The organism is Paenibacillus sp. OT2-17, assembly GCF_009827695.1.
Lineage (GTDB): Bacteria > Bacillota > Bacilli > Paenibacillales > Paenibacillaceae > Paenibacillus > Paenibacillus polymyxa_B.
In genome coordinates, this window is record NZ_WUDQ01000006.1 from 70,715 (window position 1) to 92,300 (window position 21,586).

21 protein-coding genes are annotated in these 21,586 nt (G+C 47.6%); 14 read left to right on the forward strand and 7 right to left on the reverse strand.

What is annotated here, in order from left to right:
- The first annotated feature begins 31 nt into the window (after positions 1 to 31).
- From GRP75_RS03605 to GRP75_RS03640, 8 genes are all read left to right on the forward strand, one after another.
- Entirely contained in the window at positions 32 to 3,157 is a 3,126-nt protein-coding gene (locus GRP75_RS03605; protein WP_075153685.1) for a DEAD/DEAH box helicase, read from the forward strand.
- A 20-nt stretch (positions 3,158 to 3,177) separates the two neighbouring features.
- A complete protein-coding gene (locus tag GRP75_RS03610; RefSeq protein ID WP_160788619.1) occupies positions 3,178 to 3,903 on the forward strand; it encodes a phosphoribosylglycinamide synthetase in 726 nt (241 codons plus the stop codon).
- Between the two features lie 151 nt (positions 3,904 to 4,054).
- Positions 4,055 to 4,960, forward strand: a complete 906-nt coding sequence (locus GRP75_RS03615) for a M15 family metallopeptidase (protein WP_071559386.1) — start codon at positions 4,055 to 4,057, stop codon at positions 4,958 to 4,960.
- Between the two features lie 90 nt (positions 4,961 to 5,050).
- On the forward strand, positions 5,051 to 5,608 hold the full coding sequence (locus GRP75_RS29475; protein WP_245240392.1) for a hypothetical protein: 558 nt from the start codon (positions 5,051 to 5,053) through the stop codon (positions 5,606 to 5,608).
- Positions 5,608 to 5,946, forward strand: a complete 339-nt coding sequence (locus GRP75_RS03625) for a hypothetical protein (RefSeq protein WP_160788629.1) — start codon at positions 5,608 to 5,610, stop codon at positions 5,944 to 5,946. The genes GRP75_RS29475 and GRP75_RS03625 overlap by 1 nt, the downstream gene beginning before the upstream one ends.
- A gap of 1 nt (position 5,947) precedes the next feature.
- Positions 5,948 to 7,381 (forward strand): glutathionylspermidine synthase family protein, encoded by a 1,434-nt coding sequence (locus tag GRP75_RS03630; RefSeq protein WP_160788620.1) that lies wholly within the window; start codon positions 5,948 to 5,950, stop codon positions 7,379 to 7,381.
- Positions 7,382 to 7,476: 95 nt separating this feature from the next.
- Positions 7,477 to 7,890 carry a DUF350 domain-containing protein gene (locus GRP75_RS03635; protein ID WP_023986801.1) on the forward strand — a complete coding sequence of 138 codons (414 nt, stop codon included), beginning with the start codon at positions 7,477 to 7,479 and terminating at the stop codon, positions 7,888 to 7,890.
- A 227-nt stretch (positions 7,891 to 8,117) separates the two neighbouring features.
- A complete protein-coding gene (locus tag GRP75_RS03640; RefSeq protein ID WP_160788621.1) occupies positions 8,118 to 9,194 on the forward strand; it encodes a Gfo/Idh/MocA family protein in 1,077 nt (358 codons plus the stop codon).
- 158 nt (positions 9,195 to 9,352) lie between these two features.
- On the opposite strand, the gene GRP75_RS03645 is transcribed toward GRP75_RS03640, so the two are convergent.
- Together GRP75_RS03645 and GRP75_RS03650 are read right to left on the reverse strand one after the other, a co-directional pair.
- A complete protein-coding gene (locus tag GRP75_RS03645) occupies positions 9,353 to 9,853 on the reverse strand; it encodes an NAD(+) diphosphatase (RefSeq protein WP_028541137.1) in 501 nt (166 codons plus the stop codon).
- A gap of 135 nt (positions 9,854 to 9,988) precedes the next feature.
- Positions 9,989 to 11,458 (reverse strand): MFS transporter, encoded by a 1,470-nt coding sequence (locus GRP75_RS03650; protein WP_068941241.1) that lies wholly within the window; start codon positions 11,456 to 11,458, stop codon positions 9,989 to 9,991.
- A gap of 164 nt (positions 11,459 to 11,622) precedes the next feature.
- Here GRP75_RS03650 and GRP75_RS03655 point away from each other — a divergent pair, with 164 nt between their 5' ends.
- On the forward strand, positions 11,623 to 12,048 hold the full coding sequence (locus GRP75_RS03655; protein ID WP_023986805.1) for a MarR family winged helix-turn-helix transcriptional regulator: 426 nt from the start codon (positions 11,623 to 11,625) through the stop codon (positions 12,046 to 12,048).
- 94 nt (positions 12,049 to 12,142) lie between these two features.
- On the opposite strand, the gene GRP75_RS03660 is transcribed toward GRP75_RS03655, so the two are convergent.
- Positions 12,143 to 12,721 (reverse strand): TetR/AcrR family transcriptional regulator, encoded by a 579-nt coding sequence (locus GRP75_RS03660; protein WP_053324537.1) that lies wholly within the window; start codon positions 12,719 to 12,721, stop codon positions 12,143 to 12,145.
- Between the two features lie 188 nt (positions 12,722 to 12,909).
- Here GRP75_RS03660 and GRP75_RS03665 point away from each other — a divergent pair, with 188 nt between their 5' ends.
- Positions 12,910 to 14,133 (forward strand): MFS transporter, encoded by a 1,224-nt coding sequence (locus tag GRP75_RS03665; protein WP_023986807.1) that lies wholly within the window; start codon positions 12,910 to 12,912, stop codon positions 14,131 to 14,133.
- A 17-nt stretch (positions 14,134 to 14,150) separates the two neighbouring features.
- On the opposite strand, the gene GRP75_RS03670 is transcribed toward GRP75_RS03665, so the two are convergent.
- Positions 14,151 to 14,579, reverse strand: coding sequence for a DUF3995 domain-containing protein (locus tag GRP75_RS03670; protein WP_053324539.1), 429 nt, complete (start codon positions 14,577 to 14,579; stop codon positions 14,151 to 14,153).
- A gap of 12 nt (positions 14,580 to 14,591) precedes the next feature.
- A complete protein-coding gene (locus GRP75_RS03675) occupies positions 14,592 to 15,155 on the reverse strand; it encodes a TetR/AcrR family transcriptional regulator (protein WP_076295412.1) in 564 nt (187 codons plus the stop codon).
- A gap of 549 nt (positions 15,156 to 15,704) precedes the next feature.
- On the opposite strand from GRP75_RS03675, the gene thrS reads away from it, so the two are divergent.
- Entirely contained in the window at positions 15,705 to 17,618 is a 1,914-nt protein-coding gene (gene thrS / locus GRP75_RS03680) for a threonine--tRNA ligase (RefSeq protein WP_160788622.1), read from the forward strand.
- 159 nt (positions 17,619 to 17,777) lie between these two features.
- On the opposite strand, the gene GRP75_RS03685 is transcribed toward thrS, so the two are convergent.
- Positions 17,778 to 18,578, reverse strand: a complete 801-nt coding sequence (locus tag GRP75_RS03685; protein WP_023986812.1) for a GTP pyrophosphokinase — start codon at positions 18,576 to 18,578, stop codon at positions 17,778 to 17,780.
- A 277-nt stretch (positions 18,579 to 18,855) separates the two neighbouring features.
- Here GRP75_RS03685 and GRP75_RS03690 point away from each other — a divergent pair, with 277 nt between their 5' ends.
- Genes GRP75_RS03690 through GRP75_RS03700 form a run of 3 tightly spaced genes read left to right on the forward strand, consistent with a single transcriptional unit; the run spans position 18,856 to position 21,003 of the window.
- A complete protein-coding gene (locus GRP75_RS03690; RefSeq protein ID WP_007428584.1) occupies positions 18,856 to 19,317 on the forward strand; it encodes an S-ribosylhomocysteine lyase in 462 nt (153 codons plus the stop codon).
- A gap of 5 nt (positions 19,318 to 19,322) precedes the next feature.
- Positions 19,323 to 20,093, forward strand: a complete 771-nt coding sequence (locus GRP75_RS03695) for an SDR family NAD(P)-dependent oxidoreductase (RefSeq protein WP_160788623.1) — start codon at positions 19,323 to 19,325, stop codon at positions 20,091 to 20,093.
- Between the two features lie 25 nt (positions 20,094 to 20,118).
- A complete protein-coding gene (locus GRP75_RS03700) occupies positions 20,119 to 21,003 on the forward strand; it encodes a MetQ/NlpA family ABC transporter substrate-binding protein (protein ID WP_023986814.1) in 885 nt (294 codons plus the stop codon).
- 166 nt (positions 21,004 to 21,169) lie between these two features.
- Here the strand turns inward: GRP75_RS03700 and GRP75_RS03705 are convergent.
- The coding region (locus tag GRP75_RS03705; protein WP_160788624.1) for a helix-turn-helix domain-containing protein at positions 21,170 to 21,586 on the reverse strand (417 nt) is incomplete at its 5' end.

A 21,586-nucleotide genomic window follows, 5' to 3' on the forward strand; every position in this document is an offset into this window, starting at 1 on the left:
AATAATTCAAAAGGCTGGACGGGAGACAGATATGAATCAACCGCTTTATGGAATATGGCTCGGAGATGTGTTTTTTTGCTTTTCTGGTGAGACGTCGGAACCACGTATCGATGCGTGGAGCAGTGTAATCCGCAGGCTGACGCTAAAGGGAGACCTTCGGCCGTTTCGGCAGGCTGCGTTGCGTCTTGCTGAGGTACGGATACCGAACACTGCTCGTGTGGAAACCGCGGGCAGAGGTGGCAAAAGACGTTCCATGCTGGGGCGTACATTGGAGGGTTTGGCGCTGGAACCGCGCGAGACGATGGCACTGTTGACCCGCATGGACGAGAAGGGCTGTGCGGCATCGGGCATTACGCTGGGCGAGGAAATGCAATATTGGCAAAAAGCTGCTTATTTCGCGCTAGAGCTGATGCAGCGGGGCGAAATTGCGCCATCGCTTACAGAGGCGCGTCCATCGGGACCGCGCCGTCGTGGTCCGGAAGCGGCTGTCGGGGTGTGGATTCCTCGACTGTGTCAAGAGGAGGACATACGCCGCTTTTATGAGCTGGCTGCTGCAATGCCGGCTGTTTGTATGGCGGCTCCGGCTGTTTTTGCGGGCAAGGAGCCTGAAACACGTGAGGATGCAGCAGGAATCGTGCTGTACTCCTTCTTGTGTGCGGTCATCCATGCGGAAACGACCGCGGTGCTGGCAGCCTCAGACCGTGAGCTGGGCCGATATCGCGCAGAGTATCGGCGCGGAGGATCGCCGCTGGCAGAGCTGTGGTGGAACAGTCTGCTGACAGGTTCCCGCCCGGTGGCGATTCAGGGAACGCCCGCGGAGATGGAGGAGCTGGTGCTTCAAGCGTCCTCTCTTGAGGGAAGCGCAATGCCTGTCACGGAACGGGAAGACAAAGAGCCTATAGAAGGGCAACTGCGGTTGTGCCTTCGTTTGGAGCCTTCGCTGGAAGAGAGTGTGAAGGAATGGCGCATTACCTTTTGGGCAGAAAGCGATGCTGAGCCGGGGTTGCGACTGCCTGCTCTGGCACTGTGGGCGCATCCTGAACGTGATCTGGTTCGAGGCGGAATTGTATATCGTCAAGTGCAGGCGCAACTGTTAATGAGGCTCGGACAGGCGGCTGAAGCGGCACCTATATTGCAAGAAGCATTGAATCGTCCTTACCCCGAGGGGCTGACACTGGAGCCAGAGTTGTTCTTCCGCTTCCTGACGGAAGCCGTTCCTGCACTACAAAAGAACGGTATCACCGTGCAAATGCCTTCACGCTGGAGCCGGGAGGGCCGAAGACGTGCAGGCTTGCGGCTCAAAATGCGTTCGACAGAGCAGGGTGCCAAGCCAGATGGTGTGATTGCCGATACATCGTCTGTCGGCATTAACCGCATGATTTCGTTTGATGCCGAGGCTGTGCTGGGTGATACGATTTTGACGATGGAGGAACTGGAAAGCATCGTCGCGGCCAATTTGCCGTATGTACGTCTCGGAGGGGAATGGATCGAGGTCGATCCCAAGGAAATCCGTCAGGTGCTGCGCTTTATCAAGCGCGGGGAAAACGGTGAGATGAGCTTGTCCGAATGGATGCATCTAGCTGCAGAAAATGAAAGTGCAGGCGAGGCCTCATGGAAGGGCTTGTCCATCTTTGGCGCGGAATCCGCCGGATTGCTTGCGTCCTTGGCTGAGGGCGGCGTACTCCGTTCGGTAGAGCCACGGCCTGTGCCGGAGACGCTGCATGGCGCATTACGGCCCTATCAAGAGCGCGGCTTTCAATGGCTGGCTGCGATGCGTGGATTGGGCTTTGGCGTCTGCCTTGCGGACGACATGGGACTTGGTAAAACGATTCAAGTCATCACCTGCCTGCTCGACGGTGGCATCGGCGCAGATGATCAACGTCCGGCGTTGATCATCTGTCCGACGTCCTTGCTTGGCAACTGGCAGCGCGAGTTGAAGCGCTTTTCACCGGATTTGTCACTGTATATTCACCATGGCAACCAGCGACTCCACGGCGAGCTGTTTCAGGAAAGTGTACGTGAGTATGATATCGTCCTCACTACCTATCATTTGGCGGGCCGGGACGGCAGCGATTTATCTGCGGTATACTGGTCCTCCATCGTGTTGGATGAGGCGCAATATATAAAAAATGCACGAACAAAGCAAGCACAAAGCGTCATGAAGCTGTCTGCTCCACATCGGATTGCCATGACGGGTACCCCGGTAGAGAATCGGCTGAGCGAGCTGTGGTCTATTTTTCAATTTCTGAATCCAGGTTACCTCGGTACGGCTTCTTCATTCCGCCAGCGTTACAGTCTGGCAGGAGAGGAGCGGGGGTCCGCGTTGCGTGAGCTTCATCGCCTCGTCTCCCCGTTCATGCTGCGTCGTCTCAAAAGCGACCCAGATATACGCAAGGATTTGCCAGAGAAGCTGGAGTTGAAATCCTACTGTGTACTGACACCAGAGCAGGCCGGATTGTATCGGGGCGTGGTGGATCAATTATTGGGAACACTGGATGGGCAGATCGGTATGGCTCGCAAAGGGCTTGTTCTATCTTCGCTGACCAAGTTGAAGCAGATTTGTGACCATCCGGGTCTGATCATTCCGGGCCGGGCTGATAGTGGTAAAACTGAAAACTCGGGCAAAATGGAGCGACTGCTGGAATTGGTAGAGACGATTCGCGAGAACGGCGAATCGGCGCTGATATTCACCCAATATGTGTCGATGGGAGAATTGCTGGTCTCTCGTTTGGCCAAAATCTTCGGGGAAGAGCCGTATTTTCTGCATGGAGGACTGGCGAAAACCAGACGTGATGAAATTGTTCACAACTTCCAGCAGGGAGAAGGACCGAATATATTCGTACTTTCCCTGCGTGCAGGTGGCGTGGGCCTGAACCTGACACGCGCCAGCCATGTCATTCACTATGACCGCTGGTGGAATCCTGCAGTGGAAAACCAGGCGACGGACCGCGTATTCCGTATTGGTCAAAGCCGCAATGTACAAGTGCACAAGCTGATTTGCCAAGGTACACTGGAGGAGCGGATCGACGAGCTGATCGAGAGCAAAAAGGCACTTTCCGAGCAGGTTGTCGGCTCCGGTGAACATTGGCTCACCGAAATGTCTGATGATGAATTGCGCGGTCTGATTGCGCTGCAAAATGATGTATGGATTGAGTGAGCAGAGAAAGGATGAAGGCGATGACGAGGCCGCGAGTGAAGCTAAAAGTAACTGACGGTCAATGGATAGCGGAATTAGACGGATTGGGGTTGGAAGGCGAATCAACGGGTGTACCTTCCACACATGCTGTCCAATGGACTGGCCCAGCGCCTGTACTAAACCCCGAACAGCGGAAGGCATGGCTGGAGCAGCTAAAAGCAGATCCTTTGGATATCTATCGTTTTTTGCAAGGGGAAACCTGTCTATCGCTGGATGAGATCGTTCAGCTAGCAGCTGAGACAGCCACTTCCAGCATGGAGGATGGCGTGGGTGTAGTCGACGATGTGAAGAAAGCTCTTCAAGCCGGTCTGGAAAGCGATCCGCAGACCTGTCTGGAACTGATCGGAATGTCGCGGGAAGAGTTGCTGGAGTACGTATTTAGTGCTTGGGCCGTAGAGTTATCCCATGTGCAGGGGACATCCCCCGCGCTTGAGTCTACCTCACGGCCAGAGGGCGGACGTAGCGGATCGGCAGCGATTAGCGAATGGATTGCAGAGTCTGCGGCAGAAGGAGCATTGCATCGTCCCGGTGCGGGCTTTCACGCGATTGAGATTCGTCTGCCGCAGAAGCTTGCTCCTAAGAAGGAAGCGGATATTACGGCTTTGCTGCCGGGTTTACCCCGTGCGGAAGAGGCATTGAAACTCATACGTGAACGGGTAGCCGAGCGGGCCCGAGCTGCAATCCCGCAAAAACGTCATACTCCGTAACAATTCGGGTATATACTTCCTTTTTCGAGTCTATTCGCCTTCATCAAACAGGATAACGGCTTCGAAGAGTGCCAAAAGTTCAGTTACAATGGGGAAACGGAAAAGTGACGGCAAGTCATGCATCAATTGCAATATTGGAGGAGATACCAGCATGAAACGACATATACAACAGACGCGAGCATCTAAGCGCTGGACCAAAGCGCTCATTCCAGGGCTGATCCTGCCAGGGCTATTACTAGCAGCCTGCCAGCAGGGAGGATCAGGTGGACAGGAAAGCGAGCCGTTGAAGTCATCTACAGCGGTACAGGAGAATGTGCAGCCTTCCACCCAGCCGGATGCGGACAATGGCAGCACTAGCGCTGGACAAGCCTCTGCGGGTACAGAAGGCGGACAAGCCGACCCTGTGATGGCGTTGCGGAGCCAGAGTGCGCTGCAAGCCACGGTTAAGGAAGAGGATGGAACCGCGATCGTCACCAATGCGACTTCGGATACAGTCGTTGTGAACAAAAAGCGCAGCTTGCCTGTAGGCTATGTCCCCGATGATCTGGTGGAGCCGCAGGTACCATTTTCCTTCGAGGGACCGCATGAAAAGCGGCATTTGCGTAAGGAAGCGGCAGAGGCACTGGAGAAGCTGTTCGACGGGGCGGAAAAAGACGGCATTGAGCTGCGTGCGGTATCGGGATACCGTTCCTATAAGCGTCAGGTATCTATTTTCAACAACAATGTAAAGACAAAGGGGCAGGAATATGCCTCTAAAGTTAGCGCTGTACCGGGTACGAGTGAGCATCAGACAGGATTGTCCATTGATGTATCCAGCCCAAGCGTAGGTAATGTGCTGGAGCAATCCTTCGGAGCTTCCAAGGAAGGCGAATGGCTGGAAAAACATGCACCGGAATACGGATTTATTATTCGTTATATGAAGGGTAAGGAAGATGTAACCGGCTATGTGTACGAGCCTTGGCATATCCGTTATGTGGGAATAGACATTGCGGAGGATGTAGCCAAGCAGGGGATGACGCTGGAGGAATATTTCGACGAGAACAATATCAAGCTGTAGCAGTGAAAACCAAGCCGTAATCCTAGGGATTGCGGCTTTTTGTCGTGTTTTTCTTCCAAATTGAACCTTTTCAAGGTAGAATCTCGTATAGTGAACGACGACAGAAGCGCTTTGATTTGTTGCAAACCTCATGACAGAAGCGTACAGGAAGGGAAGGGAATCATCATTTATTATTCATTAACGTATCGCGAATGGTCGGAAGACACTCAAAAGGAACTGCGCAGCCTGACACGGGAATCCGTATCGGGAGATGAGCTGTTTCTACGCAAGCTTGTAGACGCTACGCGTCTCCATGACAAACTATGGTCGCATATCTCGAATGAAAGTGAGGAACATACGGATCATTCCGTCTATGTGACTGAATTTACAGGGGAACGTGCAAAGCCTTACGGTGCCTCCATCACAGACCTCGTGCTTGCCAGTGGGGGAGGTTACACTTCCACATTCAGTGCAATGTACTGGATATGGCATGAACCTGCATTCCGTAGTATGGATCAGCGGGAAGGCTCGGTATTTACTTTGGAGTTGGCCCAACGGTTATTAGATCACTATACAGTACTGGGTGGCAAAACATATGAATTTATATATTCGGTACTGGACCCTCAGCTGAAAAAGGTACATCTGTTTGTGAAGGAGGTCGATCTGTGATGGAGCATTCTTGGGAAAAAATGAAATCCAAGCCCGGCTCTCGTACACGGATGGCGGCCTTTGCCCTGATGTTGGTTGTCCCGGCCGCTCTGACGGGTTGCGGTGACGACGAGTATTATGACTGCGATGAGCTTCCTGTATCGGAACAAACGGCGTGTCGGGATTCAGGCAGCAGCGGGTATTACTATGGTGGATCGACATATTATAGTGGAGGTTCCTCATACCATAGTAGTCGTTCATCTTCCAGTTCTTACCGAAAAAGCTCATCCTCATCTTCCAGCTCACACAGCGGTTTTGGCAGCAGCGGCTCACGCAGCGGCTTTTTCTCTGGGGGTTAAGATGAGCATGCGTAAGATTCGGCAATTGCCTTATGAACATGATGAGCTTTTTAAGGGTGAAATCAGCCGTAGAATTCCGTATCATCGCATGTATGGTAAATCCTATTGCGTGCCGGCCTTAACGGTATATCGGGAAAGCGAGCTGGCAGAGCTTCAGACTGCTTCTGAGGCGGTACATCGTATTTATCGCAAGGTTCAGCAATTCGTCCAGCGCTATATGCCGGATGAATACCTGGTGGAACGGTTGGGGATTCATCCAGGCTTGCTGCGTGCTGCACGAATGGAGGTCGAGCCGGATGGGATAACCCGCCAGGACTGGATTGTGGGGGAAGCGGGTATCAAGTGCATAGAGAATAACACCGATACCCCAACCGGGATTCCCGAGGTGGCTTATCTCGAAGGAAAGCTGCTGGAGGTGCTGAGTAGGGATGGAATATCGGCGGATGACAATGCATTACATGGACCCTCATCTGGAATGGACGAGGCGATTCAGTCTGCCTTGACGGAGTTCATTCATTTTTATAGCAATAAGGGATTAGGAACAAAGGTGTATTTCACTTGCTATGACTGGCACATCGAGGATCAGACGAACACCAAATATATTATGCATTTATGTGAACAAGCCGGGTTTGAAGTGGTTTATGCGCCTTTGGAAGAACTGGAGATTATCCCGAATGAAGGATTGTATCACCGGGGAGAGCAGATCCACATTCTCTATCGCCTGTATCCGCTGGAATATCTAATTGATGACCGGGAGGAGGATACGGGGCTTGAGGTGGGGCAGGCGCTAATGGATATGGTGGCAGACGGGAAAATAGGATTAATCAACCCGCCACAGCATATCATTACCCAGAGCAAAGGGTTCACCGCAACCGTGTGGTCGCTATATGAGCGCAATGAGCAGACACCAGAGTTCTGCGGTTTTCGCTTGTTTGACGATCGCGAGCTGGAGGTGATACGAACCTACCTGCTGCCTACGTATTTTGAACCCTCGGTGTTTATGCAAAATAAAGAGCCTTATGTGGCCAAAGGTATATGGGGTCGGGAGGGTAAAGGGACGCACTTGATTGAACATCCTCAATCCGAGGAGATGCTGAAAGGCGCCTTGGGAGAGGTTGAACCTGCGCAGACTGACAACCCTGATCTGCTTCACCAAGCTGATGGTCCACGAACGCCTGAGCAGGAGGAAGCCGCACATATTGCCGCTTATTACGAGGGACAGCCTAAGATTTATCAGCGGCTGTGGCCGATGCAGAGCGCAGAGGTACAGACCGAGGAAGGGCTATTTCACGGCTATGTGCTGACAGGTATATTCGTGATCGGGGGGCGTTTTGCGGGTGTCCTGCCGCGAATCGGTGAAAAGGTAACAGGTGATATGGCCTATTATTGCGCCGCCGCCGTTGCCACCGTACCTCCTAATCCGCCCGTTATATAAGCTGAATTAAAACAATGTACAATATTCGAACATATCTGTTATTTTCACAAGTGAGGATTTTGCAAAATCCTGAGGTATCATAAGGAGGAAGAAAATTGGACTCTCATATCAGTTTGGGCAACGCATTGGGCAATGTAGGTATCGGCCTGCTTATCCTGTTTGCCATCTTAATCGTAGGTTATTTTGTGTTCAGCTTGCTGACACGTTATAACGATAATCAAGAAATCGCACGTGGCAATGAGGCGGCAGGCATCTATATGGGTGCAAAGCTGCTAGGTCTGTGTATCATCGTGGGAATGGTGTCGTACAGCAGTCATTCATGGCTAGATATGCTGACCTGGTCGGCTGTGGGCATTGTAGTGCTGTGTCTGGTCTATGTGATTTTTGATCTGGTGACGCCGCGTACCAAAGTGTGTGAGGAAATTGCCAACGGCAATGTGGCTCTGGCACAGCTGCTGCGCTCGGTCATCGTCGGGGTGTCTTTTGTGGTAGGTACATTTTTGATGTAGTCGATATAGAAAAGGAATACCAAGGATCTGCAACACCGGACAACGGAGCTGCAGATCCTTTTTTATGGAACATTGTATTCACTGCCCGGCATCAGACTGTTGAATTCAAGGTTGTGACGCTCACTTCCTGTGGGGACTATTCTACAAAGCAACGGGTGATACTGCATAGCAAAAAGGAATTTGCTACAGAGTTCAAACCAAATAGAAGAGAAGGGAATTCTGAACATATGAGTACCTCTACCTCCCCAACCAAACAAGTTCGGATGGGTATCATTGGCCTGGGTCTGATCGCTGAATATCACATGAGATCACTGCACACCATCTCGGGGGTATCTATTGTGGCCGTTAGTGATGTGAATCCCAATCGCCTTCAAGCCATCGGAGAACAATTGCAACTACCTGCTTCCAAGCGGTACGCCCATTATGAAGCATTAATCCGTGACCCAGAGGTAGATGCGATTCTGTCGCTGACACCCAATGATGTGCATTTTGACATTATTCGTATTGCGCTGGAAGAACACAAAGCTGTACTGGCAGAAAAACCATTGACTCTCACATGGGAAGAAGCGGATCAGTTGAAAAAGCTATATACAGCGAATCCGGTGCCTTTGCTGGTTCACTATAAGCATCGCTACGGGGCGGCCTTCCAATATACCAAGCAACTGCTGGATGAGCAAAAGCTGGGTAAAATCTATAACATTCAATTTCGTTATCTAATGGATGCATTTGCGCCATATCGTCAGCATCCGTATACATGGCGTCACAATTTAGCCAAGGCTGGTTCTGGAGTAGTGGGGGATACAGCCTCACATATCATTGATCTGGCCCGTTTTTTGGTGGGTGAATTTAAAAGTGTCGCAGCGCTGTTACATACCATTACACCTGAGCGGTTCGATCCGATCACGGGTCTGCCTGTAAAAGTAGATGTGGAAGATCTTGCTGCCTTTCATGGCATCGTAGGCGACAATACCGTGGGAACCTTTATCACTCATAAAAATGCCATCGGCATACGGCACGATATCGAAGTCGATATCTATGGAGAACTTGGCACACTGCACGCCAGCCTCAATAACCCGGAAAGTATCCGCATCGTGCTGCGTGACCTGGAACACCCGGGTGCCGAATACGAGACTTGGGCTGTCCCTATAATCTATAATCATACGGCTTATGAAGATTTTGTTGAGCTGGCAAGGGGAAAGTCTGTGGATCGTGCTCCCTTATTCGAGGACGGCTACAAAAATCAGTGGGTACTTGAGAAAATACTGCAATCATGGAAAGAGAATGGACGTTTAGTAGAAATGTAGGGGATGTGAGGGGAGTCGCTGAAATTCCAGCAATGACAAAGAGTATAAACATGCTGTGACCCGCAAGAGGGTTCCTTTGAAGAGCAGCCATCTTGCGGTTTAGCAATTCAATATATTCTGTAAATTCATCATTTTGGCATCGCCACGCTTATATCACTTCAAAATAAGCCTGCCTCAATCTTTTCAATAATGGTCAGCAAGAAGGATTCAGCTAAGCTGTTTTTCAAAATAGCTTGCTTGGCTTCCTCCAGTGTAAACCAACGTGCTTGATCTACCTCCGTACTAAGAACATCCAACTGATCGTCATTCACAATGGATACAAAATTCAGCATCAGTGTATTGCTTCGTTCAAAATACTCACTGCGCATATATTGATACTCATCGACTTGTAATCCTACTTCTTCCTTAACTTCACGCACCAATGTCTGCTCGGCGGATTCACCCTTGCTCACATAACCTGCCAATAAAATGAAGCCCTGAATATTGTACTGCTGTATGAGCAGCACCTTATTTCTCTGACTATTCAATACAGCGGTACTGATCGCAGTGCTGAATATCGGGAAACGAAAGACCTGGCATGTATGACAAAAGGGGATAGGGCCCTCGCCTTCACACTCCTTCACCATCAATTTTGTTCCGCATTCATAGCAATATTTCATGTAAGCGCCACCCTTGTATCACATTTTTAAAATTGTAAATGTTGCTTTTAATGCCGTGTTTGTACTGCAATACTCATCATCTTAATTCTACGATCACTGTTCTGTCTACGGACGCTTTATTTCTTCTCTTGGTCTTTATCCCTTTTCTTGCTGCGTTTTTGCCCGTCTAGCCCCAATCAGCCGCCAGCCTGTTAACAATGCCGCCACAAGACAGATGGACGCGGACGTCATAAAGACTACATGCATGCCTGCCAGAAAAATTTCTGGATGACCCGGGACCAAGCCGGTGACCCGATAACCAGCCTCTTTACTCATAATATAAAAGAGGATCGATGTGGCCAAAGTGATCCCCACAACCATACCGACGTTGCGAACCAGCGAATTGACACTCCCGGCTGAGCCGAGCTGTGTGCGGGGTACCGTGGACATAATCAGCGAGTTGTTCGGCGATTGGAATAAACCACTGCCAATGCCCAGCATGGCAATCCAAAGACCCACGAGCGGGATGGAGCTGCCTGCATGCAGTTGGGCCAATCCAATCTGGGCAATAACCATAACGACTAGCCCGGCGAATGTAAGCAGTTCAGATCCGATTTTATCGGAAAGCGCACCGCTGAGAGGGGCCACAATAACCATCGAGATGGGGAGCAGCATCAGCAGGAACCCGGCATGAAAAGGCGACAAGTTCAGCATATTCTGCGCATAGAAAGGCGAAATGATGTTAAAGCAAAAATTAGCGACGAACACCAGAAAAGCACACAAAATACTGAGCGAAAATAACGGATTTTTGAATAGTGCGAGCTGTAACAGCGGCCCTGGACGACGAAGTTCCAACCTAATGAACATGGCAAAAGCAACTACAGCCACCACCAGCGAAGCAACGATACGTTTGTCTCCATACCCGACCTGCTGTCCCAGCAACAATCCGACGAACAAAGTGAGAATAAAAATAGCAAACACCAAGCTACCGGGAACGTCAATTTTATCTTTCACCTTGATCAGATCCTTCGGCAAAAGCTTCCAGCCAAGAAAGACAGCGACCAGTCCTACCGGTACATTGACCCAGAAAATATACTGCCAGCCCAGCGACGAGACAATAATACCGCCCAAGCTTGGCCCGGCGATACTACCCAGAGAAACGAAGGTTCCAATGAGGCCAAGCGCTTTGCCCCGTTCATTGGACGGGAAGATATCTGTCACAATCCCCTGGCTGTTCGCCATGGTCATGGACGCTCCAAACGCCTGAATAATACGGGAAATCAGCAGCATAGAGAGCGAAGAGCTAAGACCGCACAATAGGGAGCCAAGAATGAATACGATTGTGCCGATTTTGAATATTTTGATTTTACCAACGATATCTCCAAGCTTGCCAAAAAATAAGATAGCGGTACATATCGCCATTAAATAGGCGGTTGTCACCCATTCAATCTGTGCCACGGGTAAATGTAACGTGCGAGACAACACAGGAAGAGCGATATTGACGATGCTTCCATCCAATGTGGACATAAATGTAAACAGATTCAAAACAATTAAAATCAGCCAACGTTTCTTCTGGACGTCGATATTCTCTTGATAGGTTGTAGCCGTTATAGCAGTTGAACTCATCATTACACCTCGTTATCGTTAACAATTTCTATTTAGTTGCACGCGCAACTAAATGAACGGTTCTAGTGTACAGCAAATTAGTTGCGTGTGCAACAATATTGTTGTAAACTTTGCTTTGGTCCCAACTGGGGATGTGTCATTTTTAAGCCAATGAGGTGTATTTGATGAGAAAAAAACAACCGATTGGAAAGCTAATTTCCCACCTGTACCGTCGTAATCAAAAAATATTGTCCAAAAAACTGACTCCTTACGGAATCGGCAGTGGAGGACAACACAGCTTTTTAAAGCTCATTTTGCAGCGGCCGGGCATTACACAAGAGCAGTTGACGAATGAACTTAAATTTGACAAGGCAACCACGGCACGCTCTGTGAAACAATTGGAGGAATCAGGCTACATTGAACGGAAAACAGACCCAAATGACCGCCGTTCCCATCTTTTGTCTCCTACGGCCAAGGCGCTAGAATTTTCCCCTGTCCTACAAGGAATATTGGACGAGTCCAATGTCAGCCTTGTCTACAATCTATCCGAAGAGGAAGAGGAGCTTCTTATCGATTTACTGCAAAAAATTAGTATAGACCCTGACGAATAAACAAATCAGGAGTTAGCCAGAGGATCGTGGCAGGTAAAAGAAAAAGCAGCCCTCACAGAGGATACTCTGTGAGAACTGCTTAATGCCACGTCATTCAGTCCAAGCCAATTCCTTTGAACGCATTTAAGACTAATTGTCGCACATAGGAATCGTCTAATGGATAACCGGTTACCAACAATCGATAAAAAACTGGGCCATAAATGAGATCGATACATAATTCAATATCGAGATTTTCCTTCAATTCTCCGCGCTCTATTCCGCGCTCAATAAGAAGCCTAGCCTCAAGTCGCCGAGGGTGGAAATATCGGGTCCGGTATGCCTCTGACAATCCTGAATCAAGTTGCCCTTCGCCTATTAACTCTGTAATGATTTTACCCTCTCGGCTTATTAAGAACCGCACTAAATTCGTGGCATGAATGAGAATGTCATCTAATACACAACCCGTGTCGGGCACGGGCAATCTTGCTATGGTGGCTGACAGGAAACCATCCATTACTACTGCAGCTTTGTTAGGCCACCATTTATAAATGGTGGCTTTGCTAACTTTCGCTCGCTCAGCAATTTTTTCTACCGTCACCGCCCCAAAGCCTTGCTCCAACAGTAGATCATAGGAAGCGTTAAGGATAGATTTTTGCGTCTCGACATTACGTGGACGTCCTCTTTTGCTCTGCACTGGAATGCTCACCTTCTTAACGGATATAAGTAAACGCGAAAAATAAACTATACGTTCAGTATATCAAATATTATGTGAAATAAAAAAGTTGATTTCGCCTATTTACAAAACGAAACGTTCAGTATATTATTTGATTATCGAATTAATGAACTATACGTTTAGTATTTAAATTAATGAGGAGGATTATCATGCAAAGAGAACAACAAGCCTTAGAAAGTAACCGTATCTCAAATTGGATGATGTTTTTGTTGGCAGCCGCATGCGGCCTTATTGTTGCCAACCTGTACTATGCTCAAACCCTTGTAGGACCTATTCACATTGCTATGGGTCTTTCTTCTACAGCAGCGGGCTTCATTGTCACCTTGACTCAAATCGGTTATGTGGTGGGATTGCTATTTATCGTACCGCTCAGCGACATTATTGAAAATCGACGGCTCATGGTCATATCGCTAATCATCACAGTCTGTGCATTGGTTGTTGCCGCTTTTGCCACCAATGCCCCGTTGTTCCTGACCGCATCCTTATTCATTGGAATTGGATCTGTGGTAGCCCAAATACTGGTGCCGTACGCCACCTATTTAGCATCCGAAGAGCAGCGCGGCCGCGTTGTTGGGAATGTCATGAGCGGACTCTTGCTAGGCATTATGTTCGCACGGCCAGTAGCAAGCTTTATCACCAGCATCTGGGGATGGCAAGCCGTATTTATTTTGTCAGCCATTGTCTTGACGCTGTTGACGATTCTGCTCTCGCGAGCTCTTCCAGAGCGCAAGCCTGTGCCTACGGTATCTTACAGTAAATTGATTTTCTCGTTAGGCACTCTTTTAAAACAAACGCCTGCATTGCGTCGCCGTGCCCTCTATCAAGCCTGCCTATTTGGGGCCTTCAGCCTATTTTGGACTGTTGTTCCTTTACGATTGGCGGATGATTTCGGAATGTCTCAACAAGGGATTGCATTGTTTGCTTTGGTAGGCGTAGGCGGTGCAGTAGCTGCTCCGATTGCCGGGAGATTGGCTGATAAAGGCTGGAGCAAAGGTTTAACCGGGTTAGCTATGATCATTGCAGCCTTGTCTTTTTTGCTCATCTATCTTTTTCAAAGTCATTCGACCGTTGCGCTCGTACTTCTCTTTATTTCAGCGATTACACTGGATATGGCTGTATCGGGAAACCTTGTACTTGGACAGCGTGTGATTTACTCCTTGGGAAGTGAAGCGAGAGGGCGTTTGAACGGATTATTCATGTCTATTTTTTTCATAGGCGGAGCGATTGGATCATCATTAGGGGGTTGGTCGTATGCGTTAGGAGGTTGGAATTTCAGTTCTCTGATTGGAGTCGTCCTGCCTGTGCTGGCTTTGCTGTACTTTTTCACTGAGAAAGAAACGAGTGGAGACGTGCGAAAGAAACAAACCACCTGATAGAGGTCAGCTTTAAGCTATGCCGTACGCAAAAACATAATGATTAAAATGGCTGTTCCCAAGAGAAAACAAAGGGGCGAGTAGAGCGCAGTGTCCCACTTTGCAAAAACAGTTCCTTTTTTTCTCTTGAAGAACCCTACCCATTTGAAATCTCCTATAGAACGTAAAATAAATATGCACGATAACAAACCTGCACCGTAGGAATGAAAGGAACTGAAAAACAGGAATTGTGTAACTCCACCTAGTTCTAGTACGAACCAAGCGGCTAAAGCTAGTAGAATAGCTACAATTGATGTCCCTATCTTGGAGGGCTCAAAGAGCAAAGCTGTTCCTGTGCTTGGGATCGCTGCCTTTGCACCTTTTTGTCCGCCGAATACCCAATATAGATGCATGCCGCTCAGTACCCATAGAATTCCGCCAACTGCCCATGTAAGTAACTCCAACATGTGGCACCCTCCTTAATTGAATTCATTCGAAATCCACTCTGTCCAAATCATGTGAATATGCCGTTGAATGGCTTCGTCACTTAATGTCTCTTGCTTGTGACGCTCATACCAGCCTAAGTAGTAATGGTACAACATCCATGATCTCTGAAAGGCTTTCTCTGGTTGCATTCCCTTCTGTATTAAAAGCTGCTTCATAAACTCCATTCTCATCTGTTCGACTTCATTGAGTAGGGAATGGTAACTATCATCCTTCAATGACAGTTTTCGCAGATAAAACAGAAAATCTCCTCGTTTCGTCTTTCCGAACATCTGGGTTAACAACTCTCTGATCCGCTCATCTGCGGCAGCATGGATGATGGACGCTGCAATAATCTGTTGTGTCGTCTGTTCCTTCCATGTCTCCACAATCTGTCTAATGTAGCTGCTGCGATTGTTAAAATACCAATAAAAACTACTCTTACTGCACCCTAAAGCAACGGCCATTTTCTCAACTACGAGTTGATCAATCCCACCCTGTTCAAAACGTTCGATTCCTTTCTGAATCCATTGTTCTTCTGTGACAATAATTTTAGGCATCTCTCCCTCTCCCTTTCTGTACGGTATCGTCTAGATAAGTATATATTATAGTGTTTTTAGAGCTGTGTAAATATGGGCACATGAGCTCCCTTAGCTAGCTGATGCATAGGAGGCATGAAATTACATAATCGCCCACTTGAAATACCTGCGAATTTGATCTATAATGCTGTAGCATATAGTGATATTCAAGGCATTGACCAAAGACATGATTTCCTTGAAGGGCCGTTCAGAGAGAAAAGACGAGGCTGAGAGCTTTTCCGGCAACCGCATGTGAAGTTACCCCTTTGTAGCCGTGACGTTGAACATGTAGCTGTGCAATCTGGCAGTAACATTAGTAAGCGCCTACCGCTTTATCCCCGTTAACGGATACCAATGGAGGGTCACGCATGTCGTGCATGAAGCATGTTCCGATGAACATGAATGTACGCACAGGAGCGGGCCGAACTAGGGTGGAACCACGAGCTGAACGCACTCGTCCCTTGAGGGAGAGAGGCGTTTTTTTGCGTTCAATTTTGATATAGCACACAATTTGAAATGGAGGCTTTAATCGTGAGTATTCAAGTGAAATTGCCGGATGGAGCCGTACGCGAGTACGAGCAGGGCGTAACGATCGCCGACGTGGCGGGTTCGATCAGCTCCGGGCTGAAAAAGAACGCAGTAGCAGGTAAAGTGAACGGGAAGGCTGTAGATCTGAACACCGTTTTGGATCAGAACGTTGACCTTGAAATTATTACGCTGGACGGTGCAGACGGTCTGGAAATTTATCGCCACAGTACAGCGCATTTGCTCGCTCAGGCACTCAAACGCATTTACGGTGAGAAAAACGTGAAGCTGGGTATCGGTCCGGTCATCGACAGCGGCTTCTACTATGACATTGATATCGAAAACCCATTGTCCGTTGACGACTTGGCCAAGATTGAGAAGGAAATGACGAAGATCGCACAGGAAAATCTGCCGATTACACGTCGTGTGGTTAGCCGTGAGGAAGCCACTCGTATTTTTGGAGAGTTGGAAGATCCACTGAAGCTGGAACTGATTCGTGATTTGCCGGAAGAAGCGGAAATTACAATCTATGATCAAGGCGAATTTTTTGACCTGTGTCGTGGCCCGCATTTGCCATCTACTGGCCGCATCAAAGCTTTTAAACTGTTGAGTGTAGCGGGCGCATACTGGAGAGGCGATTCCAACAACAAGATGCTGCAACGTATCTACGGAACAGCATTCCCGAAAAAAGCACAACTGGATGAGCACCTGCATTTGCTGGAAGAAGCGAAAAAACGCGACCATCGCAAGCTGGGTAAAGAGCTGGAACTGTTCATGTTCTCCGAAGAAGCACCGGGCATGCCGTTCTACCTGCCTAAAGGTATGGTTGTCCGCACTGCATTGGAAGATTACTCCCGTGACATTCAACGTCTGCATGGCTATGAGGAAGTACGTACACCGCTGATGATGAACAATCGTCTGTGGGAACAATCGGGACACTATGAGCATTACAAGGAAAATATGTACTTCTCCGAAGTGGATGAAACTACATTTGCTCTGAAACCGATGAACTGCCCAGGGCATATGCTTGTGTTTAAAAATGAGCTTCACTCTTACCGCGATCTGCCAATTCGTATAGCCGAATTTGGACAAGTGCATCGCCATGAGCTGTCCGGCGCGTTGAACGGTATGATGCGTGTTCGTACATTTTGTCAGGATGATGCGCATATTTTCGTCACACCAGGTCAGATTGAACAAGAAATTACAGACGTAATTAAGCTGATTAACGAAATGTATAGTGTGTTTGGCTTTGACTTCACAGTGGAATTGTCCACACGTCCAGATGACTTTATGGGCGAGCCAGTACTGTGGGATCAAGCGGAACAAGCTCTGCAAAACGTGCTGGATCACCTGGGCATCAACTACCGTATTAATGCGGGAGATGGAGCATTTTACGGTCCAAAAATTGACTTCCACATTCTCGATGCGCTCAAACGTAGCTGGCAGTGCGGAACGATCCAATTGGACTTCCAAATGCCTGAAAAATTCGACCTCACTTATGTGGGCGAGGACAACCAGAAGCACCGTCCAGTCGTTATTCACCGTGCTATCTACGGTTCGATTGACCGCTTCATGGGCATCCTCACTGAGCATTTTACAGGTGCATTCCCATTGTGGTTGGCTCCTGTTCATGCGAAGCTGCTGCCAGTATCCGAGAACTATATCGAGACTGCTAATGAGATACAGGATGTGTTGCTGAAAGCAGGTCTGCGCGTCGAAGTGGATACTCGCAATGAGAAGCTTGGTTATAAAATCCGCGAGGCGCAATTGGAGAAGGTTCCATATATGTTCGTTATCGGGGAAAATGAAAAAACAACCGGTACTGTAGCGGTTCGTAAACGCGGCGAAGGCGATCTGGGATCACTCAGTATTGCGGACATCGTAGAGAAAATCAGCACAGAGATTCGCGAGAAGCAGTAATATTTGATCGAAAAAATGTGTAAAAGAGCCATCAAAACCATGATGAACGTGGTTTTGATGGCTCTTTATTTATACCTAATACATAAGAATCCAGCGTAAGAATGAACCATAGTTGTTGCAGCCTCGACTGAATTCTTAAGTTATCTTGTGCACAAAAACTTAGCAGGTCTGTGGCCGTGAAGTGGCGTGATCTGCAGGGAGGGAGAGTGTCTTCAAGGACGACTCTTCGGATTGTTTCGCCGGGGATTCTTCCGCATCCTGTTCCTCGCTAAGCGATAAAATTTCGCCGCGCAACTTCAGCATTTTCTGATCCAGCTCGTAGGTTGCACGTGCGGCTTCGGTCAATCCATTAACGACATGTTCAGGCACTTTCTTATCGAACTTATAGTACAAAATATGCTCCATACTGGCCCAGAAATCCATAGCCAATGTGCGCAATTGAATTTCAACCTTGATCCAGCGTGTGCCCTCAAACAGGATCAGCGGAATTTCCACAATGACATGTAGGCTCTGATAGCCGTTGGGCTTAGGATGGGCTATATAGTCCTTGACCTCCAGAATACGAATGTCTTCCCGTGTGTGAAGATGATCCATCAGACGATAAATATCTTTCACAAAAGCGCATACCACGCGCATTCCCGCGATATCATGAATTTCACGCAATATATTGTCCAAGGTCACTTCATGCCCTTTGCGCCGAACCTTTTCCACGATGCTGTGGGGCTCTTTGATCCGGGTTTTAATATGCTCAATCGGGCTAAAACCGTCTAACAGCTTCCATTCCGTCTGAATCAGCTTAATTTTATTCTTTAATTCCTCCAGAGCCAGCTGATAAAGGACGGGAATCTTTCTCCACTCCTCTAGTTGCTTGGCGTTAACACTGTTTTGATCCAGCTGTAGCTGAAATTCCTGCAAGGGTAATGGGACAGCATTCAGGTGCTTCCAATCCGGTTCATTCACAGAGCATTCTCCTAAATGAGGCTTATGATGTCCTCGATCTTTTTCGTAAAAATGCATTATCGTATACATTGTACACTATGTCAAAACCTACAGGCAAAGGAGAGACGGTCAAAGAAAAAAGAAATACGATAAGAATTATGGTGGTAAAACCGAGTAATCCGATGTATAATTACAAAAATGCTGATTTGAAGCATTTAATTCTTTCTTAAAAAATCACAAATGTAGAGTATCCATCATTAGATTAAAAATATAAATTACAGAAAAGAGGAAAAGAAAAATGGCAAAAGTAGAAAGTTTTCAATTAGATCACACGATTGTAAAGGCTCCTTATGTAAGAGCAGCGGGAGTAGAGCATGACGAAAAAGGAAGCACAGTTCAAAAGTATGACTTGAGATTTTTACAACCTAATGAAGACGCACTTCCGACAGCAGCTGTACATACGCTGGAGCACTTATTAGCGACGTACCTGAGAGATGAAATCAAAGGAATTATTGATATCTCTCCTATGGGATGCAGAACGGGGTTCTACTTGATTTTGTGGAATGAACATGAGCCTGAGGAAATTGCACTCGCTTTGGAAAAAACCTTGAAAAGAATTCTGGAGACGACAGAGGTTCCGGCTGTTACTGCTTTGGAATGCGGGAACTACAAGGACCACTCTCTTTTTTCAGCGCAGGAATATGTGAAGATTGTATTAGAGGCGGGTATTAGCCGCGATCCTTTCGAAAGAGTATTTTAAAATTTATGATTTCGATTGACCTATCTCATCAGACAGCGGTAGTGACAGGCGGCAAGTCAGGCATAGGCAAGGGAATTGTAGAGCTTTTCATTAAAAGCGGAGCTAAAGTGATTTCTGCTGATATTTCTTATGAAGAGCCGTATAGAGTGGTTAATCCACAGTTGGTTGAAACGCAATTGGACATATCCAAACCGGATGATATCGAAAGATGGTGCGATCTACTAATCAGCGAAGCGGGAGTTCCTGATATATTGGTGAACTGCGCTGGTACTTCTACGATGGATTATGTCATTGATAGTGAGTTGGCTGATTGGGAGAAAGTATTTTCGATCAATTCAACTGGATTATATGTAACGTCCAAACGGTTTGCCAAAGAAATGGTGGCCGCTCGTAAATCAGGACGAATTATTCAAATTGCTTCGCAGGCTGGAAAAAATGGATATCGGGCGATGGGCGGATATTGTGCTTCCAAACATGCGGTTCTCGGCTTGACCAAGGTAATGGCCATTGAGCTTGCCCAGCAAAATATTTTGGTAAATGCGGTCTGCCCCGGCATTGTAGAAACGCCGATGAAGCATCGTGAACGGATTGAAGGGGGCGTCATTCGCGGAATGACCGCTCAAGAAATATACGAAGAAGATTGTTCACAGGTACCTTTGGGGAGAACGGCTGAGGTGGAGGATGTCGCCAATGTGGTGCTGTTTCTGGCCAGTCCGCTCTCTGCATATATGACAGGACAAGCGATTAATGTTACAGGTGGAATGACGATGCACTAGCATACATGATCTGGGGGAAAACAACATGAAGAAATCGTTCGTTTTACTATTAGGGATTAGTTTATTATTGGTTGCCGCAGGATGCGGTAATAAAAGTTCAGACAGCAATGGCTCCAGCGCCGCTTCCGGTTCGGAAACGCAAAAAGTGGTCATCGGCTCCATGGGCTCTGACGCCCAGATATGGAAGCATATTGCCCAGTCCCAGGCCGCCAAGGATGCCAAGCTGGACATTGAAGTGAAAGAAATTAACGGCGGAATCGAAACGAACAATGCGACCAAAGAAGGCGAAGTAGATGTGAATGCATTCCAATCGTGGGCGTACCTGGTTAGCTATAACAAAGAGAGCAAAGCCGATTTGAAGGCTATAGCCACAACCTACCTGGAGCCTATGGGGATTTATTCGCAAAAATTCAAAAGCATCGATGAAGTGACCGACGGGGCTCTGGTAGCTTTGGCAGATAACCCGGCCAATACAGCAAGAGGTTTAAAGTTATTGGAAGCCTCCGGTTTGATTAAGCTTAAGGCTGACTTTAATGATGCCTTGGGTACAGTCAATGATATTACTAGCAATCCTAAAAACCTGAAATTTGAACTAATTGATGACAAAACAGGACCACGAGTGATTCAAGATGTAGGCTTGGTGCTGATTGGGAATACAATTGCTTTAGAAGGGGGTCTGAATGTACTGAAAGATTCCTTGTTCCATGAGGAAATCAGTCAGGCAACCAAAAATAATATTAACGTCCTGGTTACTTCATCTGATAAGGCGAATGACAAAGGGCTGCAAAAGTTAGCGGATCTCTATCATAACGAGGATACTCAAAAATACATTAAAGATGAATTTGGCGGTACCAAAGTAGAGGTTAAAGAGCCGGTTTCTTATTTGGAAGGACAAACTACAACAAAATAAACTTATGAGATCAGCCAGTTTTTCTGGCTGATCTTTTTTGTTCGTAAGAGGCCTCTTACCAGTAGTTGGGTAGAACGTCATCTCTGCTCTTGGAGTCCATGCCGAATAGGTGACAAACATTGAATTGATGTCGTCCCATCCTCCAAATGAGTCAGCGATTGTATTTTTAGTAGTCGGCTTGACTTTGAGCATGGGTTTCAGTTCGATAATGTTTGGGGGAGAATCCCTTTACCTTTTTAAAAATTTTCGAGAAGAGTAAAGGGTCGTTATAGCCGACTGAACGGGAAATATCACCTATCGAAAGTTCAGCGTTTCCCATCATTTCACATGCTTTGTTGATCCTATAGCGAACCAAATAATCCTGTATGCTTGTGTTTACTTGTTGTTTGAATAACGAACACAAATAGCTTCGATTGAGTCCGATAAAATTTGCAATGTGCTCAATGGTAATTTTCTGAGCATAATTCATTTCAATAAAATCCTTCACTTTTTCCACGTAAATTTCCGCCCGGCTTTCCTTTTGTTCGGGGGGCGTTACCGGGCCGAACTCTATAAGCTCCGATAACATTAAGCATAGCAGACC

What these genes read in the sequence shown, in the direction of transcription:
- GRP75_RS03650 (WP_068941241.1), bottom strand. Translation starts at nt 11,458, where the DNA reads ATGAGTTCAACTGCTATAACGGCTACAACCTATCAAGAGAATATCGAC.
- GRP75_RS03670 (WP_053324539.1), bottom strand. Translation starts at nt 14,579, where the DNA reads ATGTTGGAGTTACTTACATGGGCAGTTGGCGGAATTCTATGGGTACTG.
- GRP75_RS03700 (WP_023986814.1), top strand. Translation starts at nt 20,119, where the DNA reads ATGAAGAAATCGTTCGTTTTACTATTAGGGATTAGTTTATTATTGGTT.
- GRP75_RS03655 (WP_023986805.1), top strand. Translation starts at nt 11,623, where the DNA reads ATGAGAAAAAAACAACCGATTGGAAAGCTAATTTCCCACCTGTACCGT.
- GRP75_RS03665 (WP_023986807.1), top strand. Translation starts at nt 12,910, where the DNA reads ATGCAAAGAGAACAACAAGCCTTAGAAAGTAACCGTATCTCAAATTGG.
- GRP75_RS03690 (WP_007428584.1), top strand. Translation starts at nt 18,856, where the DNA reads ATGGCAAAAGTAGAAAGTTTTCAATTAGATCACACGATTGTAAAGGCT.
- GRP75_RS03640 (WP_160788621.1), top strand. Translation starts at nt 8,118, where the DNA reads ATGAGTACCTCTACCTCCCCAACCAAACAAGTTCGGATGGGTATCATT.
- GRP75_RS03605 (WP_075153685.1), top strand. Translation starts at nt 32, where the DNA reads ATGAATCAACCGCTTTATGGAATATGGCTCGGAGATGTGTTTTTTTGC.
- GRP75_RS03630 (WP_160788620.1), top strand. Translation starts at nt 5,948, where the DNA reads ATGAGCATGCGTAAGATTCGGCAATTGCCTTATGAACATGATGAGCTT.
- GRP75_RS03645 (WP_028541137.1), bottom strand. Translation starts at nt 9,853, where the DNA reads ATGAAATATTGCTATGAATGCGGAACAAAATTGATGGTGAAGGAGTGT.
- GRP75_RS03675 (WP_076295412.1), bottom strand. Translation starts at nt 15,155, where the DNA reads ATGCCTAAAATTATTGTCACAGAAGAACAATGGATTCAGAAAGGAATC.
- GRP75_RS03615 (WP_071559386.1), top strand. Translation starts at nt 4,055, where the DNA reads ATGAAACGACATATACAACAGACGCGAGCATCTAAGCGCTGGACCAAA.
- GRP75_RS03695 (WP_160788623.1), top strand. Translation starts at nt 19,323, where the DNA reads ATGATTTCGATTGACCTATCTCATCAGACAGCGGTAGTGACAGGCGGC.
- GRP75_RS03610 (WP_160788619.1), top strand. Translation starts at nt 3,178, where the DNA reads ATGACGAGGCCGCGAGTGAAGCTAAAAGTAACTGACGGTCAATGGATA.
- GRP75_RS03625 (WP_160788629.1), top strand. Translation starts at nt 5,608, where the DNA reads ATGGAGCATTCTTGGGAAAAAATGAAATCCAAGCCCGGCTCTCGTACA.